This is a genomic window from Chitinophaga sp. 10T418 (assembly GCF_056394125.1).
Genome location: NZ_JBFTHG010000010.1, coordinates 114,531 through 132,215 on the forward strand (window position 1 = coordinate 114,531; position 17,685 = coordinate 132,215).

18 protein-coding genes are annotated in these 17,685 nt (G+C 45.3%); 10 read left to right on the forward strand and 8 right to left on the reverse strand.

Translation table 11 applies throughout. The annotated features are described in order from the left end of the window. Positions 1 to 16: 16 nt before the first annotated feature. Complete coding sequence (locus AC1DCV_RS25925) at positions 17 to 1,423, forward strand: MFS transporter (RefSeq protein ID WP_477025897.1); 1,407 nt, start codon at positions 17 to 19, stop codon at positions 1,421 to 1,423. Here AC1DCV_RS25925 and AC1DCV_RS25930 read toward each other — a convergent pair. After that, positions 1,413 to 2,588 carry an MFS transporter gene (locus tag AC1DCV_RS25930; protein WP_477025898.1) on the reverse strand — a complete coding sequence of 392 codons (1,176 nt, stop codon included), beginning with the start codon at positions 2,586 to 2,588 and terminating at the stop codon, positions 1,413 to 1,415. The genes AC1DCV_RS25925 and AC1DCV_RS25930 overlap by 11 nt on opposite strands. 108 nt (positions 2,589 to 2,696) lie before the next feature. Here AC1DCV_RS25930 and AC1DCV_RS25935 point away from each other — a divergent pair, with 108 nt between their 5' ends. From AC1DCV_RS25935 to AC1DCV_RS25960, 6 genes are all read left to right on the forward strand, one after another. Beyond that, entirely contained in the window at positions 2,697 to 4,052 is a 1,356-nt protein-coding gene (locus AC1DCV_RS25935) for an NAD-dependent succinate-semialdehyde dehydrogenase (RefSeq protein ID WP_477025899.1), read from the forward strand. A 117-nt stretch (positions 4,053 to 4,169) separates the two neighbouring features. Then, positions 4,170 to 5,126 carry a type I pantothenate kinase gene (gene coaA / locus AC1DCV_RS25940; protein WP_441574610.1) on the forward strand — a complete coding sequence of 319 codons (957 nt, stop codon included), beginning with the start codon at positions 4,170 to 4,172 and terminating at the stop codon, positions 5,124 to 5,126. Further along, positions 5,126 to 5,710 (forward strand): Crp/Fnr family transcriptional regulator, encoded by a 585-nt coding sequence (locus AC1DCV_RS25945; RefSeq protein ID WP_477025900.1) that lies wholly within the window; start codon positions 5,126 to 5,128, stop codon positions 5,708 to 5,710. The genes coaA and AC1DCV_RS25945 overlap by 1 nt, the downstream gene beginning before the upstream one ends. Positions 5,711 to 5,890: 180 nt before the next feature. After that, entirely contained in the window at positions 5,891 to 6,220 is a 330-nt protein-coding gene (locus AC1DCV_RS25950; protein ID WP_477025901.1) for a DoxX family protein, read from the forward strand. Between the two features lie 34 nt (positions 6,221 to 6,254). Further along, positions 6,255 to 7,013 carry an MBL fold metallo-hydrolase gene (locus AC1DCV_RS25955; protein WP_477025902.1) on the forward strand — a complete coding sequence of 253 codons (759 nt, stop codon included), beginning with the start codon at positions 6,255 to 6,257 and terminating at the stop codon, positions 7,011 to 7,013. A gap of 113 nt (positions 7,014 to 7,126) precedes the next feature. Next, positions 7,127 to 7,594 carry an ankyrin repeat domain-containing protein gene (locus AC1DCV_RS25960; RefSeq protein WP_477025903.1) on the forward strand — a complete coding sequence of 156 codons (468 nt, stop codon included), beginning with the start codon at positions 7,127 to 7,129 and terminating at the stop codon, positions 7,592 to 7,594. 93 nt (positions 7,595 to 7,687) lie between these two features. Here the strand turns inward: AC1DCV_RS25960 and tssD are convergent, their stop codons facing one another. The 5 genes from tssD to AC1DCV_RS25985 form a co-directional block, all read right to left on the reverse strand. Beyond that, entirely contained in the window at positions 7,688 to 8,074 is a 387-nt protein-coding gene (gene tssD, locus AC1DCV_RS25965; RefSeq protein WP_441574615.1) for a type VI secretion system tube protein TssD, read from the reverse strand. 153 nt (positions 8,075 to 8,227) lie between these two features. Beyond that, positions 8,228 to 8,752 carry a type VI secretion system TssO gene (gene tssO, locus AC1DCV_RS25970; RefSeq protein WP_477025904.1) on the reverse strand — a complete coding sequence of 175 codons (525 nt, stop codon included), beginning with the start codon at positions 8,750 to 8,752 and terminating at the stop codon, positions 8,228 to 8,230. 60 nt (positions 8,753 to 8,812) lie between these two features. Next, positions 8,813 to 9,988, reverse strand: a complete 1,176-nt coding sequence (locus tag AC1DCV_RS25975; RefSeq protein ID WP_441574617.1) for a hypothetical protein — start codon at positions 9,986 to 9,988, stop codon at positions 8,813 to 8,815. 10 nt (positions 9,989 to 9,998) lie between these two features. Next, entirely contained in the window at positions 9,999 to 10,853 is an 855-nt protein-coding gene (locus AC1DCV_RS25980) for a TssN family type VI secretion system protein (RefSeq protein ID WP_477025905.1), read from the reverse strand. A gap of 106 nt (positions 10,854 to 10,959) precedes the next feature. After that, positions 10,960 to 11,922: a hypothetical protein gene (locus AC1DCV_RS25985; RefSeq protein ID WP_477025906.1), complete on the reverse strand. Its 963-nt coding sequence runs from the start codon at positions 11,920 to 11,922 to the stop codon at positions 10,960 to 10,962. Between the two features lie 213 nt (positions 11,923 to 12,135). Between AC1DCV_RS25985 and AC1DCV_RS25990 the strand changes: the two genes are divergently transcribed. The 3 genes from AC1DCV_RS25990 to AC1DCV_RS26000 are packed head-to-tail and all read left to right on the forward strand — an operon-like array spanning position 12,136 to position 15,482. Next, positions 12,136 to 13,191, forward strand: a complete 1,056-nt coding sequence (locus AC1DCV_RS25990; protein ID WP_477025907.1) for a PKD domain-containing protein — start codon at positions 12,136 to 12,138, stop codon at positions 13,189 to 13,191. A 9-nt stretch (positions 13,192 to 13,200) separates the two neighbouring features. Beyond that, entirely contained in the window at positions 13,201 to 13,632 is a 432-nt protein-coding gene (locus AC1DCV_RS25995) for a GPW/gp25 family protein (protein ID WP_441574621.1), read from the forward strand. A gap of 23 nt (positions 13,633 to 13,655) precedes the next feature. Next, complete coding sequence (locus AC1DCV_RS26000) at positions 13,656 to 15,482, forward strand: hypothetical protein (protein WP_477025908.1); 1,827 nt, start codon at positions 13,656 to 13,658, stop codon at positions 15,480 to 15,482. A gap of 147 nt (positions 15,483 to 15,629) precedes the next feature. Here AC1DCV_RS26000 and AC1DCV_RS26005 read toward each other — a convergent pair whose 3' ends face one another. Both AC1DCV_RS26005 and AC1DCV_RS26010 read right to left on the reverse strand, forming a co-directional pair. Continuing rightward, positions 15,630 to 16,724, reverse strand: coding sequence for a lytic transglycosylase domain-containing protein (locus AC1DCV_RS26005; protein ID WP_477025909.1), 1,095 nt, complete (start codon positions 16,722 to 16,724; stop codon positions 15,630 to 15,632). After that, entirely contained in the window at positions 16,721 to 17,620 is a 900-nt protein-coding gene (locus tag AC1DCV_RS26010) for a hypothetical protein (protein ID WP_477025910.1), read from the reverse strand. The genes AC1DCV_RS26005 and AC1DCV_RS26010 overlap by 4 nt, the downstream gene beginning before the upstream one ends. Between the last annotated feature and the right edge of the window lie 65 nt (positions 17,621 to 17,685).

The following is a 17,685-nucleotide window of genomic DNA, read 5'->3' on the forward strand; positions in this document are numbered from 1 at the left end:
CAAAAATTTTACCTAAATGAAAACAGACCAGTCTGTATATATCGCTCAGCCAGTTGTAAACCCATGGTTATCTCTGGCTGTCATCCTGCTGGCACCACTGATCACGGTGATAGACATCTTCATCGTTAACATCAGCGCGCCGGCCATCAAAGCCTATTTTCACAGCACTGATGCTGCCCTGGAACTGGTGATAGCTTCTTATTTGCTGGGATACGCCGTATTCCTGATTACCGGCAGCCGCACCGGCGATTACCTCGGCAAGAAAAAGGTGTTTATTGCCGGACTGGCAGCATTCACCATCACCTCCGCCATGTGTGGCTTTGCCGGCTCCATGGAAATGCTCATCATCTCCCGGTTGTTACAAGGTATGGCTGCCGCGTTTACTGTACCGCAAACCATTACGCTGATCCAACTGAACTTCCATTCGCCAGCAGACAGGGACAAAGCATATGGGCTATACGGGATATCACTGGGCACAGGTGCTACCATCGGGCAATTTCTGGGTGGGTACTTCATTTCTTCTCACCTGATCACAGATGGCTGGCGTTTAATCTTCCTGGTCAACCTGCCGGTAGGCATCATGGCCATGATACTTGCTTATTATTTTGTGCAGGAATCTGAGCAAAATAAATCTACCCGCTTTGATGTGCCGGGCATCATTTTGCTTACACTGGCATTATCTCTCCTGATATACCCTATTATACAGGGTACCGAGCTGGGCTGGCCGTTATGGACAATAGGCATGTTAATAGCAGCAGTAATACTGCTGGTTATTTTTGTAGGATATCAATACAGGTTAGGCAAACAACAACGCGATCCGCTGGTCCCGATGGAACTCTTTCGTATCCGGAGTTTTAATACCGGCATCATTAGTGTATTATTTTTCTTTGGGGTAAATACCGCTTATATTTTTACGGTGTCTATCTATTTCCAGAATGGCTTTCACATATCTCCTTTCACGGCAGGCAAATACTTCGTGCTGCAAACCATTTCCTACCTACTGGCTTCTTTATGGTCCATCAAAAATGCAGCACGCTTTCGCATCCGCTTATTACAGGTCGCCTGTTTGTTGATGATCATCTCTTTTATCGGGCAGTTAATATTATTTTGGGGAGATGAGATAACGCCCTGGGAAATTATTCCCTGTTTGATCATATATGGCAGTGGTTCCGGCTTGCTGATGCCGTCTTTATTGAAGGTAGCAATGTGGGATATACCAGCCACCAAAGCAGGAGCAGCCAGCGGCGTATATTCTACGATCCAGCAAATTGCTTCTGCTTTGGGCGTAAGTATATTAGGCGGCATTTTTCTTTACCTGGMCCGCACTTCCGGTAACTATTATATGGCTTATAAAGTAGCACTATATTGTATGATGGGCTACCTGTTAGTCGTAATATGGATGCTCAACCGGGTTAAGCGCTGAGTACTCCTTTTGCCTTTTTATAAGTAGTCAGATAAATGATCAGTGCCACTGTAATCAAAGCGGTACCAGCTATGCATACACCATTCCATTGCGCTACTGACCACACCCACAATCCAATACCGGAGCCCAGCGAGGTACCAATAAAACTGGCGGTCATAAACACCGTGTTCAAACGGTTCCTTGCTTCCGGTAACAGGGTGTAGATACGGGTTTGATTGGATACATGGATGCCCTGTAAACCAAGATCAATGGCAATGATACCGATGACGATACCGATAATATTTGCTTGGAATGCATAAAACAGGAAGTAGCCCAGGAATAAAAAAATGATACCATACCCAATGGCTATACGTGGATTTTTTTTATCTGCAATCCGTCCTACCAGCGGAGCGCCCAGCGCACCTGCAGCGGCAGCGAGTCCCATGAGTCCTATTTGCTCACTCGTATACTTAAAGGGAGCACCAGATAACAGGAATACCACTGTAGTCCAGAACATGCCGAACATAGCAAAGCAACATGCATTGATGGCAGAAGCCTCCCTTAACATAGGCTGCTCTTTGATCAGTGTGAGTAATGATTTCATCAGATCACCGTAAGTACCACTAAAATTAGGTTTACTGGAAGGGAAAGAAGTGATCATAATTACTGCCAGCAGTGCGCTGATACCCGCTGCTATCCAGAACATGGCACGCCAGCCGAAGTGATGACCAACCACACCGCTCAGGGTACGCGATAATAATATGCCTACCAGTAAGCCACTCATGATCGTTCCTATCACTTTACCACGACTGGCAGGATCTGAAAGATTGGCTGCCAGCGGCAATATCAGCTGAGGAACTACGGAGGTAAAACCAATCATCAGGCCGGTAATTTTCAACATCGTAATATTGACAGATTTTGCCGCAGCTATGAGGGCTACCACAGCAGCCAGTGTCATTACTACTATCTGGCCTTTTCTCTCCAGCTTATCTCCCAAAGGCACACAAAACAACAACCCCAGCGCATAGCCTACCTGCGTAAAAAAAGTTACCTGTCCTGCGTTGCTTTCACTCACCCCAAATTCGTCACTCATCAACACCAGCAAAGGCTGGCTATAATAAATATTAGCAACGATCAACCCTGTACAAAGGGCCATAATCAATATATTCCATCTGCTGAGCGCCATAAAGTCCTTTTATTTTTTAGCAATGCAAAGATAGCAATTCGCTTTTAGGACTTTGCTTTTAGTGGAAAACGGTAAATTTGTGTGACTATTTACTAAAAGCTACAGAGTATGTTTACAAGCATCAATCCATTTACACAGGAAACCATTGCTGAATATACAGCACACACGCCATCAGAGATAGAGCAGAAATTACAGCTGGGACACAAAGCCTGGCGGCAATTACTGGAAGTGCCGCTGGAGCAACGCAGGCAGTGGATGATGCAGGTAGCACAGTCCATGAAGGATCAGGTAGATATCCATGCAGCACTGATTACACAGGAAATGGGTAAAACGCTGAAAGAAGCAAGAGCAGAAGTATTAAAGTGTGCTACCTCTGCTGAATATTATGCAGAAAACATAGCCGAAATGTTACAGCATAAACCCATCCGTTCCGATGCCTATAAAAGCTATGTTTCCTATGAATCGAAAGGTATCGTACTGGCGATTATGCCATGGAATTTCCCTTATTGGCAGGTATTCCGTTTTGCTATTCCCAATATACTCGCAGGCAATACCGGCTTACTGAAACATGCAAGTAACGTAAGTGGTTGCGCACTCGCTATAGAAAAATTATTTTCGGAAAGCAATTTTCCGGCTGGTACTTTCCAGTMTGTACTGGTATCTTCCAAAGATATAGAACCCATCATCGCAGATCCCCGTGTACAGGGTGTTACCCTCACCGGCAGTACGCCGGCAGGCAAAAGTGTGGCAGCACTGGCGGGCAAGTACATCAAAAAAACGGTGCTGGAACTGGGTGGCAGCGATCCTTTCATCGTATTGAAAGACGCTAACCTGGAAGCTGCCGCCAAAACCGCCGTACAGGGGCGCATGCAAAACGCCGGTCAATCCTGCATTGCCGCCAAGCGCTGGATTGTGGAAAAAGAAATTGCACCCGCTTTTACATCAGCAGTAAAACGCATTATCGGGGAACTGAAACAGGGTGATCCTACCCAGGAAAGTACTACCATGGGACCTATGGCTCGTCCGGACCTGGCAGACGACCTGGCCAGACAACTGCAGGAAAGTATCAGTCAGGGCGCCAGAATAGAGTTGGGGGGCACGCATGAAGGCTGTAACTTTGCTCCCACCCTGCTGACAGGGGTGACTAATCAGATGACAGCATTTAAAGAAGAAACATTCGGGCCACTGGCCGTTATCATAGAAGCCGCTGACGAAGCCCATGCCATTGCTCTTGCCAATGAAACAGAATTTGGTTTAGGCGCTGCACTGTGGACCAGCGACCTGGATAAAGCTGCCCGGCTGGCTACACAAATAGAAAGCGGCAACGTATTTATTAATGCCATGGTTCGCTCAGATGCACGCCTTCCCTTTGGTGGCGTAAAACAATCGGGCTATGGACGCGAACTATCACTGGAAGGCACACACGAATTTTTGAACGTAAAGACTGTTTATATACAACAATAAAGCTGTTAGCCATTAGCTTTTAGCTTTTAGAAAATGCAGCGGATATCATCATATGTTAGTCTCCGCTGCATTTTCTAAAAGCTAAAAGCTAACTGCTAAAAGCTAAAAAGCACTGTAATGACCACTTCTCTGAAACGCGACCGCTACACTCCCTATATCAGTTTCTCCCGGAAAGAATGGGCAGAAAGAAGCGGTGATGCTTTGCTGCAAATGCAGGACTATGACCTGGAAGCGCTGCATGGCATGAACGAACCACTCACACAGGAAGAAATTACCCAGGTATATCTTCCACTCGCACATCTGTTGAATTTATATGTAACCGCCTCACAACAGTTACATAACGCTACCAGTAATTTTCTCAGCAGCCAGGTACACAAAGTACCTTACATCATTGGCATTGCCGGAAGTGTGGCCGTAGGAAAAAGTACCACCGCCAGAGTATTGCAAAAACTCTTGCAGGCATGGCCTAACCATCCAAGAGTAGACCTGGTCACCACAGATGGTTTTCTATATCCCAACAAAGTGTTGGATGCCAATAATATCATGAACCGCAAGGGCTTTCCCGAAAGCTATGATATCAAAAGATTGATCCATTTTCTGGCAGATGTAAAATCAGGCAAAGAAAAGGTAGCAGCGCCCCTTTACTCGCATCTTGAGTACGATGTATTACCCGGGCAGTTACAGTGGATAGAACAGCCTGATATTGTGATTGTAGAGGGCGTGAATGTGTTGCAGGTACGTCATCGCCAACAGCAGAAAGATCCTGCCGTTTTCGTATCCGACTTCTTCGACTTCAGTATTTATGTGGATGCCGCAGAAAAAGATATCCGCAAATGGTACATCGCCCGCTTTGAATCGCTCCGCATGACGGCCTTTCAGAATCCCGAATCTTTTTTCCACCGGTATGCTCATCTCTCTGATACCGCCACAGTGGAATTAGCCACTCAGATATGGGATGATATCAACAAACCTAACCTGGAACAAAATATTGCGCCTACCCGCTATCGCGCAAGCCTGATCCTGGAAAAAGGACATCATCATTTTGTTCAGTCCATTCAACTGAGAAAAACTTAATGTCAGGTACCACTAAGATTCGTGAGCAGCTGCAGGCATTGCTAAAAGAACCCATGGTTCATTGGGAACAATTTGAGGCCATCCTGCAGCCCGTCTCTTTCCTGGCTGGAGATTATCTTTCAGAAGCAGGAAAAACCGCCAATGCCGTTTTCTTTATTGAAACGGGTATTGTCAGAGTATACACTGTTCATGAAGGCAAGGATATCAGTATGGATTTTGCCTTTCCCGGCGCTTTTACCACTTCTTATGCCTCCTTCATTACGAGGCAGCCGGCTGCGGTAAATCTGCAGGCCATAACACCGGTAACCGGCTACGCCTTTTATTATCACGACCTGCACCGCTTATATGCCAGCTCTCATCAGTCTGAGCGGATCGGTCGTCTTATGGCAGAATACCAATACCTGAGCAAATACAACCGGGAGCTGTCCTTCCTTCAGTTTACTGCCCAGGAAAGATATGCGCAGCTACTGCAGGAACATCCGGAAGTAGTACAGCACATATCTATTAAACAAATTGCTTCCTATCTGGGCATCGAGCCCGAAAGTCTTAGTCGCATCCGTAAAAATATGAGTACACCGGATTAACTAACATTTGTTAGTGTCATTTGGGAAGAAGATGATGACATTTGTATTCTAAAAAATACACACATKGCATTCTTTTCCGGTTTATGCAGTATCGCTCTTTTGCTGCTGGCTATAGGCTATATCTTTTCTGTTTCGGCATTGCAGCTACTGTCATTCGATGCACGTATATCCGCTGCCGTTATGTTTCTGATGATCGGCTTCTTCCATTTGCTGAAGCCCGGCAAACTCATTTATATGATTGAAGGATGGTTTCCCTTCCCGCGTTTTCTGATCTTGTTTACCGGCATACTGGAAATGCTGTTGGGAGCAGGTTTATTATTTCCTGCCACACAATACTATGCCGGCTGGGGATTAATGATACTGCTGGTGGGCATGTTTCCCGCTAATATCCGCGTGGCGGTACAACAATTACCTGCTCCCGGCGGACTACCTGCCAAACCCTGGTATACCTGGAGCCGGTTAGCATTTCAGCCACTCTACATTTTATGGATATGGTGGGCAATTAATTAATAACTTTATTCCATTCTTCAAAATTTGCTACACCATGCGCATACAATTTTTACGCAACGCTACATTGCTATTAGAATGGAATAACAAGCGGATACTGGTTGACCCTATGCTGGGCGCGAAAGACAGTCTGGATACCGTTCCCAATGCGGCAAATACCATCCGCAACCCGATGACGGAACTCCCTATGAACGAATCCGAACTGAAACAACTGCTGTCTTCTTTAGATGCGATCCTTCTCACCCATCGTCACAGGGATCACTGGGATGTTACCGCGCAGGCTATTTTACCGAAACAACTGCCGGTATTTTGTCAGCCGGAAGATGTAACAGCATTGACAGAACAAGGTTTCATGCAGGTAATACCTGTTCACACGTCCGTTAACTGGGAAAATACCACTATCAGCCGCACCGGCGGACAGCATGGCACCGGAGAAATCGGTAAGATGATGGCGCCTGTGTCCGGCTTTGTGTTACAAGACGAACACACTACTTTATATATTGCCGGAGATACTATCTGGTGTGAAGAAGTGAATACTGCTATGGATACTTTCCAACCGGATTATGTAGTTGTAAATGCCGGCGCTGCACAATTCCTGCAGGGAGATCCTATTACGATGACTGCCAATGATGTGATTAAAACCATTCAACATCCTGCGCAGAGCAAAGTGATGGCGGTGCATATGGGCGCCATCAATCATTGTTTTCTGAGCAGAGAAGCATTGAGAGCGGAAGTAAGCGCTGCAGGCTTGTCTGCACTTATTCCGGAGCAGGGCGAGTGGATTAGTGCAGAGTAGAAAAGGTATCACTGCTGCTGTTGAATCCCAAAACTATTTGTTTATCTGCCATCATCAAACTGCACAAAAAATGCTGTTAAAATTTAATTCTTTGAAAACAAAATGCCTGCATCATGAGTGAGAAATTTCGTCAAAAAATGCAGGAGGCTTTTATACTCGATGATTTTGAAGCAATGAAAACGCTGGTGACCGATGGCGCCGACGTAAATTCAGTCGATGCCCGGGATGGTAGCCCCATCCTTCAACGAGCTGTGATTGAAAACAAAAAGATTATAATCGATTTTCTAATAGCCCATCATGTCGATGTAAACAAGGCAGATCGAAGAGGGATGACAGCGCTTCACTATGCTGCCTTGTATAAATTTATTGATATCGCCCAAACCCTGATCGATGCCGGCGTACCAACAGATATAGCTGATCAGTCAGGAAATACGCCTTTGGCGTACGCGATAAGCGACAAACGGGAAGGATACCTCGAAATGATAAAATTATTAATTGATCACGGGGCAAATACTGACATCAAAACCAGGGATGGCAGATCGATGCTTGAATTTTACGGAATTTCATTAACAGACGTCTAACCGTTTAAAAACGGCATTAGCATAATAATTCAAAAAAAAGGGGCTGTCTCAATTTCAGAGACAGCCCTTTTTGCATAATAATGTTAGGAGTTATTACACCCATTCATTAACATGTTTTGCGTTGCCCATGCTAACTTCACGGGCTGAAATGGTAAAGGAGATGACCATTGGGTTTTTGTTTTCGTAGTCGAAAGACTCTTCAAACTTAACCAGGTAACCTTCTTTAAATTCCAAAGTTTTCAGTTTGGAATCAGTGTCTCTTTTGTAGAAGGTGATGGAACCATCTTTGCGTTCAAAGTTGTTTACCATCCACTCAAAGAGTTCTGTTTTTCCGGTAGATTCTACCGTCAGCTTAATACGTCCGCCACGGGTAATTGCCGATGGGCGTCCTGTAGCATCTGTTTCCTGTGTGAGATCGTAGGCGACATGCTGTACGTTGTACTCTTCACCGCCTGCTGTGAATTTTGCCTTGAAGGACATGTGGGTTAATTTTTAAGGTTACAATAAAGAAAAAATAATTAGGATTTATTTATGTATTTATAAGTCCCAAATATAGGATGAAATTTTTCAATAGTCAAGAGTCCTAACAAATAATTTTAATTCAAATATCTATCATCAATATACCCATCAAAGTTAGTGTGAACGACTGTTCAGCAACATCATTTGTCTGCAGTTATCAAGATCCCTGCTCTTACTTTCCACCTTCGCATTCAGGTCTGCCACCTGCATTTTCAGGTCAGCAATACTTTGCTGTGCATTTTGTAATTCACGCAGTTGTTGCTTGGTTTGTTGCAGTGATAAACAGTTCTGTACAATATTATCATAAAGCCCATAATGCGTTACGGCATCTTTGGGAATGGAGTTACGCATATCAGCCAGGGAAGCGGCTATTACCTGATCCATATAATTGGCGTTCTGGTTAGGCAGATTAATGGAATCGAGATTATGTTTTACCTTTTCCAGCTTCTGCAGGAACTCAGTCTGGAAGGCCTGTTCCTGTCTGAATGAACTCAGTTCTTTACGCAGGGAAGCATTTTCCCTGGCAGGTACCTGGTAATTAAAGAATACGGCTAACACAAACAAGGCGACTGTTATGATAAAAAATAACAGGAACCATATAAAGGAAATACTTCTTTCCTGCCTGTTTAATACTTGCATACTACGAAATGATTTTTTTGATTGAATTTATCGGGATACGAAATATGTTGTTTCATTTTCTTAGTCGGTAAAAAACCAACGCTTGGTTTTGTGCTTACGCAGGTATTCGGCATCTTCGGCTGATTCTTCTTTCACAAAAATATTGCTGTCCTGCTTGCGTCCGATATAATCCAGTCTGCTCAGGCTTTCAAACAGTTTATTGACGGCCCGTACAAAAGGAATCATGGGTTGCAGACACTCTCTTATATCAAGGTGTTTATAACGGATATTGGCACAGTTGATCATCAGGTTTTCCAGCTCACCCTGCCTTAGTTCGCACCATTCAGATAAGTAGTTGAGTAATTCTTCTTTACCCGCGCCGGCGCGTTGATCAATAGCGTTTTTCATGGTACGGGCGAGGCCGGCAATAATTTCCAGCATCTGTGCAGGCGCCTGGTTCAGGGCCAGCCATCTGAATTGGGTGATGCGGGTGCCAAGGAACTGAACCATTTTTTCGGTGATATACAATACTACCAGCGCCAGGTCATTATTCTGATTCCTGCCGTAAATTTTTTGTACGATGTGTACGCCATAAAGTTCCATTTGTCCCAGAAACTGATCCAGCTCATGGTGGAGATCTATTAAAGCAGGATGCGCGCTAACGATGCTACATGGAGGGATGTAGTCATCATCCATCTGCGGACGGCCATCCGCCACACTAATGCGGGCCAGCACCATCTGGTAACTCCCCAGCTGACCCGATGGCAACTGAGAAGCGGGTGCTACATACAAACTATATTCCGGGGTAGCATAAGGCAGTCTTGGAGGATCTTCATCCAGCAAAGGCTCTCCACTGGGTTGCCGGTTAAAAGGGTTCACCTGTATGATCACATAATAGGTGCTTTCTGTATGCTGCGGATCCCAGGTATAAGTAGCTTCCGGAAAAGTAGTGGCATATTTCAGCGAGTGTACGGTATGCTCCGGTACTTCTATTCTGCCACCACCGGGAGTTACTGCCCGGCACTCTGTTAATTTAATACGCCACTGCTGTTGATTATCACTGATAAACCAGCAACGCAGAGATTCTTTATTTTCTGCCTTGGGAGGTAGGAGGCCATAGTTGAGCGCATGTATGCTGCAGGAAAGTGCATCCCTGATCTGATCCAGCAGTGCATTTTCGGTATCAATAAAATGCTGCTTCTTTATCTTCATGCCATCGACCCAGTTGACGGGAAAATGCTTTAGCGGTTCTGCCATAATGCTGCTTTTAGGATAACATAATTCTGTTGCAAATAATCACACTGTTTTCTTTGATACCATTCATAAACACCGCCTTGTGCGGGTCCAGTGTTTTAGCTCCGCCAAACCAACGTGGCTTCAGGTGAAATACCCAGCCATAAGGCTGCCCTGTGTTATCTACAAAATCAATGGGGGTATTGGGATAACGGTCGTTATAGTCATTGATAAAATGATAGAACAAATCACCCAGATCCATTTTAATCGGGGTACGTGCCCTGAAGTAAGTACGACTATTATCCTGTGGGCCTTTCTCCATTTCCAGGCCAATAACGATCAGGTCTTTCATCTCCTCTTCATTTACTTCCGGCATATCTTTATACATCGGATATTGCCACCACTTATGCACCTTCACCGGAATGGCCATCATCTTCTCAAAAGTTTTATAAACAAATGTGGGCAACACAAAGGAAAACATACTGGTAAGCATAGGATAATACAACAAGGTATCCTTATCCAGGAAACGGTTGACCAGCACAAAGCCTACGCCGCCAAACAGCCAGATGGCCAATATAAAAGCCAGTTCGGATACCAGTGTTGTTTCATTGGCCCAGAAACGGGTATACATGAAATGGCAATGCACTACGCCCAGGCCCAGAAACCATACTTCATAGAAAAAATACTGGTTCATCAGGTTTTGATGGGTAAACAGGAAAGGGATGGAACTGATAACGGCAAATACCAGCGTCATACACACTAAATACAACAGTGCTTTCTTTTTATAAAGGCTGAAATTTTTAATGTATCTGCTGAGCAAAGCCACTATGAAAGATCCTACGGCCAGTACGCCGGCCAGCATAAAATAAAACTTAGCAGTGTATCTCATAGTTCTGTTGATGTCAAGGTTTTTCGGGTTTGGGTACTAACATTTCTTTGGTTTTCAGATGCCCGGTAACAGCAAAAATAATTCCATAATAAACAACAGCCTGCTATCAGAGATAAAAATTATATCCCATGATACCCTGATCAGGTTGCTTATCAGACATCACTACCCTCTTATCTCCCGGAGGCGGCAACAGTAACGTGTTAATTTCCACATCTGCCGGCAGAAAATAGCCGTAGCAGGTTTCCAGCAATTTGCCAAATGGCCGCCAGGGAAGATAATCGTATATACGTTGGCGTTTAACCGGGCCGATGCTGACCGTTAACACGGGCATATCTGTATAACACTGCGTGCCTACCATGGCATCTACCCCCAGCAAACATTCTCCCAGGGGAATGCCGCTACCGGTTGTTACCAACTGCGGTTCGCGGTTCCAGGAAATATCAACGGTTTCTTCCAATACCTGCTCCAGGCATAATTTCACCAGCGACATATTACCCGCAATATGATGCATATAAGGCAGCAGCTTCACCAGTCTGTTGGCTGCCGCTGCAGGAAGACCTGCCGGCAGTTCCCAGAACGCGTGGAATAGCTGGTCTGCATCTTTACCAAATACATCAAACAACAAATGCTTTTCCCGCTGTTCCAGGTATACCCGTTGCAGAAAAAATTCATTCTCCAGGGGCTGAAAAAATTTACGGGCCTGCTGCTGTTGCTGCTGCTGCTTTTTATAACGGGCCACCATTTCAGTCACCCCGCTTTGCCGGGAAGAAGTCTCCTGCTTAAACTCATGAAACATACCCTGCGGCAAACGGTCATAAATACCATCCCGTGAAAGAGAGAAATTGATAAAAGGCTGATAAGGCTGACTATCATCCAGTTTTACATGAGTAATATCTGTAGTAAACGAGCGGGTAAATACATTTTTCATCTGTACTACCACTTCTTCCTCCCGCACATGATTATCCAGTAATTCTCCCACCACTACTTCTGCCCTGACATCATAGGGTAAAGCATTGACGTGATCAATTACTTCCTCCAGCACCGCAGCCTTCTCTGCATTGTTTACCATAAGGTAATATTTAGGTTTTTCTTATTCTGCTATTACTGTTAGCATAACTATCTTTCATCTATGGTTCCGGGCTAACAACTCAGTAACAAAAATAGGGGTTTGATTTAATTATTATGGCTTAAATTTTGATCCGTGGAAAAAATCTTTTTTACGTGAATTAACTCTGGTTATTTGTCTAAATTTATACTAAAATTGTAAAAACCTGAAAAACCGATGGCCCCCCGTAAACCCGAAAATGAACGTAAGGTTAACTCATTCCGACCTTTTGGTAAAATAGCCAGTCATGTTGACCCCATGGTGCTCTGGACATTTCTTGGCCTGTTCCTCATCAGCGCGGCGCTGCTTGCCTTTCAGATGGATGGCAGGGAAGATTGCAGCAATACGGATATAGCACTCAGTCATATCCAGAACAGTAACAGTAAAGCTTATTCTGTAGGTGAAGTCATTACTTTTAATGCAGAGAATCACGACAAAAAAACAGGCAGCTACACCTGGGAGTTCGGTGACTCCAGTGCTAAAGCCACCGGCAGACAGGTATACCACTCTTTTAATAAAGCAGGCAGCTATATTGTGACGCTGACCTCCGGTAAATGCAGCTGGAATAAGGAAGTGCTGGTAATCATGAATACCCCCGTTGCCGCCGCCACCAATAGCGCAGATGTATTCCCTGTTATTGATGGTCCTTCTGAAGCCTTTGCAGGCCGCCCCGTTACCTTCAGCAACAAAACACCCTCTGCCACCAAATGGAGCTGGCACCTGCTGCAGGACAACGCTGAAATACATAGCAATTCATCAGTTACCTATACTTTCTCCTCTCCCGGCGAAAGAACATTGTCACTTATTATCAATGGCGACAGCAGCCATATGGTGCTCAAACATATTACCGTATTCCCGGCACGTCCAGTGGAACGTCAGGAAACACCTCAACCCGTTATTGACCTGAATCCGGCACCAGCACCTGCACCCGCCCCGGCACCGGTACCTGAAAAGAAGCCATCTATTTCTGACGAGGAATTTAAATACCTCCTCATCCAGGTAACGCTGAAACAGAAAACAGCGGCAGACTTCTCCCAGTATCTCTGTAATAATCTCAATGCCAGAGTGGTACTGAATGCGAATGATGTAGATAATTTCACACATTTCTGCTCCCGCATTTATGGCAAGAAAAAATTCAAAATAGAAAGGGTTAATCTCACCAAAACACCGAATGGGTGCATAAATGAGATCCTGATCATGTACGACCGTAAAAAAGTGTTGGGCATATTTTAAGCTGCTATCATGAAAGGAAAATATTATAAACTACCCATAGACTTTTCTCAGTTGCTGCAAAAAAAAGATATGCCAGCTATCGCACTGGAAGAGTCGATAGAGCAACATATCCACCTGCTCATCACCACCGTGCTGGGGGAAAATAAAGATGATGCCCAGTATGGCTGCCAGTGGTGGGACAGCGACTTTGATATCAAAGCCTCCAACAATGAAGTAAAAGAACAGATAGAAAGCGCTGTCAAAACATCTATTGTTCGCTATGAAAAAAGAATAGCACAAATAAGGGTCGTGGCCGCTGTAAACCAGGAAGAACTGTTACTGCCGGCAACACGCAAGATGAAGAAGAAAATCCGCGTCACGGTATCAGGAACCATCGCCAAAAACAATAACCCGTTCCAATACAGTAGTTTCTTCTACATCAGCCCGTTGTCGTATGATTGATCATTTGTTTATTAACACCACCCATGAAAGAAAAAAAAGAACGCATAAAAGACAGGATGCTGAAAACCGCCGCCCGCCTCTGGGGATATCCGGATGCGGAAGTGGAAACCTCCTTTGACCCGGTAGTACAACTCCTGCTGGAAGCCTGCGCCAGTGAGCTTGAAAAAATCTCCGGCGAAGTGGATGTTTCACATGCGCGACTGGTGGAACGACTGGCTCAGATCATGATGCCGGAGCCCATCACCAGCAGTCAGCCTGCCTATGGTATCCTGCATGCCCTGGCCACGGAACCTGTTGCGGATATTCACGCCGATCATCAGTTCTATCATCACACTAAAACAGGTACACATAGCCGCGATCTTTTCTTTTCTCCTGTCACCAGCCATCGCCTTTTCCGAGGCCATGTCCAATACCTCGCTATTGGTAACAAGCTTTATGAAACACGTGACAACTGGTTCAAGGAACAGATACTGCAGGGACAAACCTTTCCCGACATGGCCCCCAATCATTTATGGATAGGCCTGTCTATGGAAGATGTAGCACATTCCTGGGAAGGTATGTCGTTTTTCTTTGACCTCCGCAATGTACACCAACAGGAAATGTTTTACCATTACCTGCCACTGGCGAGGGTATTTATTAACAATAAAGAGATCTCCATAAAAGCCGGGTACCATCATAGCCGCAGTGCAGCAGAAGAAGAAGTAGACAGTATGATCCAGGTGGCCGTGAATAATAATGCACGTTACAGTCAGCATATACTACACCGTTTCCGCCGCCATTTCCTCACCGTTACCGATGCCCCTAATGCCAACAGTCCTGGTATTCCGGAAGCACTGCTCCGCATTTTCGGCACTGACAGTAACCGGATCAACAAAGACGTACAATGGCTGCGTATTGAATTTCCTGAAGCATTGCATCACACATTGCTGGAAGATTTGTACTGCAGCATTAACTGCTTCCCGGTGATCAACAAAAAAAATAACGAGCAGTCGATGAAGCTGAATCGTTATCTGAATATCATCCCCATGCAAACACCCGATATCTTTTTTGATATCAAACGGGTATATGACCTGGAAGGCACCGATTACTATGTACGTAATTTCTCCACCGCCGGACAAATGCAGGAAGGCGAGCTGGTGATCCGCAGCAGCGGTATCGGCCGGTTCGATACCCGCGAAGCCAAAGAAGTAATCGCCTACCTGGTGGAAGTGATCCGGGATGAAAGCTCCCTGTTTGAAGAAGTGAAGAATGACTATGTGACTAACCGGATGCGGGAACTGCATCAGTTGATTGCGTCTCTGGAGGAGCAGTTGCAACCGGGCACCAACAAAGGAAATATCCCCTACGTTATGGTGAAGCCTAAAGAAAATGCAGAATATATCTTCATAGAATTTTATTCCACCAACGGCACAGCAGCCAATAACATACGTATGGGTACACGGCTGCTGGAATATGGCAGCATCAACACCCGCCCCAACAGTATTACTTTACTCACCAATACACAGGGAGGAAAGGACCGGCTGAATATTGATGAAAAGATAAATTTGTACCGCTCGCATTTGTTATCTCATAACCGTATTGTAACACCGGAAGATATCAAAGCACTCTGCAAAACTATCTTTGGAAAAGAGATGAAGGCGGCTGTTGTAGCCAAAGGCATTGCCCTGCAACCGGGTAGCGGCGCCAGCTACAGCCGCACACTGGATATCCGTATCACCCTGCATCAGACTACGGAACGTTATCCTGTTGCCAATCTTCATTATATGAAAGAGGAGTTGCTGTTGCAGCTGGAAGAGAAATCCAGTAATACATTTCCCTATCGGGTATTTGTAAATGAGGCGTTGGTATAATATTTCTTTAACCATCATTCATCAGCGAATGCTGATAAATGATGGTATTTACATATGTTTCGCCTGGTTTACGCCGGCGAGGCGCCGATAACCAGTATGGTGTATAAAAAAAGTGATGCAATATCCGGCATCCCTGCTATATCCTGTCTACCTGGCGGCTACAGTAGTAACCGGCACCCCACCAGCAAACGCATTACTCCTGTTATCACCTACATTTCGCAACTGCACCTCTCCGCCTGTTTTCAACAAACCGGCAGGTATTCCTTTTTTCCCGTCTGCAGCGTAAAGCACCACAGTATTACCAAAGCCGAGGTCTACGTATATGCGGCTGCTGACCAACCATCCTTTACCAGAGAGACTGGAATTTTTACGTATATACACGCCGTTAGCCTGCAGGTCATCCAGCAATTGAATGCTGACCAGCTGTCCATCTTCGAAGGCGTCGTTATTTTTCAGGCGGGCGGCGTATACGACCACTGCGTGTTTCGCGGGTGTTGTTTTACCCAATGCGATACGGATCGTATTAAAATCCTTGTCTCCGGTTTTACTAACCGGGGCAGGTGTGGCGAATACAGATCCGTTGTTGGTATTTTTACTGAATACGTTATAGCCAAAGCCTGGCATATATAATTCCGGGCTTTCAAAAAGCTGTTTGATCGCAATGATCTTGTAGATATACTGGGCAGTTTCATTATTGAGCAACAGTTGGTAATAGTCGCTGCTTCCCTGCCGTTTTACATTTTTGGAGATATTGCCCGATCCGGCATTATATGCTGCTGCGGCCAGTGTCCAGGAATTCAGCTGATCATGCAACAGCCGTATTAGTTTACAGGCGGCATGTGTTGCTTTAATCAGGTGATTGCGTTCATCATAACCTGCGCTTACTGTCAGGCCCAGTTCCGCAGCCGTGCCAGGCATGATCTGCCATACGCCCTGGGCACCTACCGGTGAAGTAGCATTACTCAGACCGCTTTCTACAATGGGCAGGTATTTAAAATCCAACGGTACATTGTATTGTTGAAGAATGGGCTCTATAATGGGGAAATACTGTTCGGCTTTCAGGCGCAATGCAGGCAGATAACCCTGGTAGCGTAGGTTGCGCTTAATTACATCCATGAGACGATAGGAAACAAAATCTCTTTCCATCGGTACAACTTCCCCGCAGAAATCCACCTGTTGTGCCATCCCGGACCGGGTGAACAACAGGAATACAAGTAACGTCAAAACAAAACGTGTCCTCATTGTTTGGCCAACATGTATTTAGGAAGTACCGTTACCGGCACATATAATACCACCTGTTGTTTCCCTTCTGTTGTTTGCAGCACAATAATTACCTCATCGTCTTTCTTATATTGCTTGGAAGGCACTACAAATACCTCGCTGGCTTCTTCTCTGGGGGCGATGATCGTAGGTCCTTTTTTATAAAGGATGGGCATAGTATGCAGTAGTGAGGTATCTTTTTTCTCTTTATGGATCAGACTTGCCTTCACAATTTCAAATGGTTCTTTGCCTTTATTGCGGATGCGGAAGGAGAAGTAATTCATGCTGCTCAGCGTCATGGCCTGTGCATATCCAACACTGATACCATCTACCTTCACTTCGTACTGGTGATTTACTTTATGGTCTTTCCCGAAGTCTTCCGCAATTTTACCAACGGTAACGGTATCTACGCTGATAAGGTTGCCGGTTTCTTCCGGCAAATTAGCCAACTGTTCATCTCCGCTTCTTTCTCCCCTGCCGGGACGCGGCGCCTGTGGCGTTGCTTCCGGTGTGGTGAAGGCGCCGGTGGTCTTGGACTTACCGGATAAGGTGTATTTCAGGCGGGACAGGTCCGCCTTATCATGATATGCAATGATCATGTAATGAATATTCTCGCCTTCCCGGACAATCAGGTTAGTTGGGCGTGGGGCCGCAGTAATGGGACGCAGGAATACCATGTTTCCATCCACTATGCGATAATCATAATCTGTATTCTTTCCGTCGCCGATCTGAAAAGTACTGATGGGGGCGCCGGAAGTAATGAGCGTTACCGCTCCTTTGGTAGTCAGAATACTATCTGTACCTGTTTGGGCTTTTACGGATAACCCGGTACTTGTGATTAACAAACAAAGCAGTAAACTGCACAACACTCGTTTCATCTTTAGGTCAGCTTTTACCTTTAAAAAATGTAGGGATTCTCCAGCTGTCAGCTTTCGGGCATATA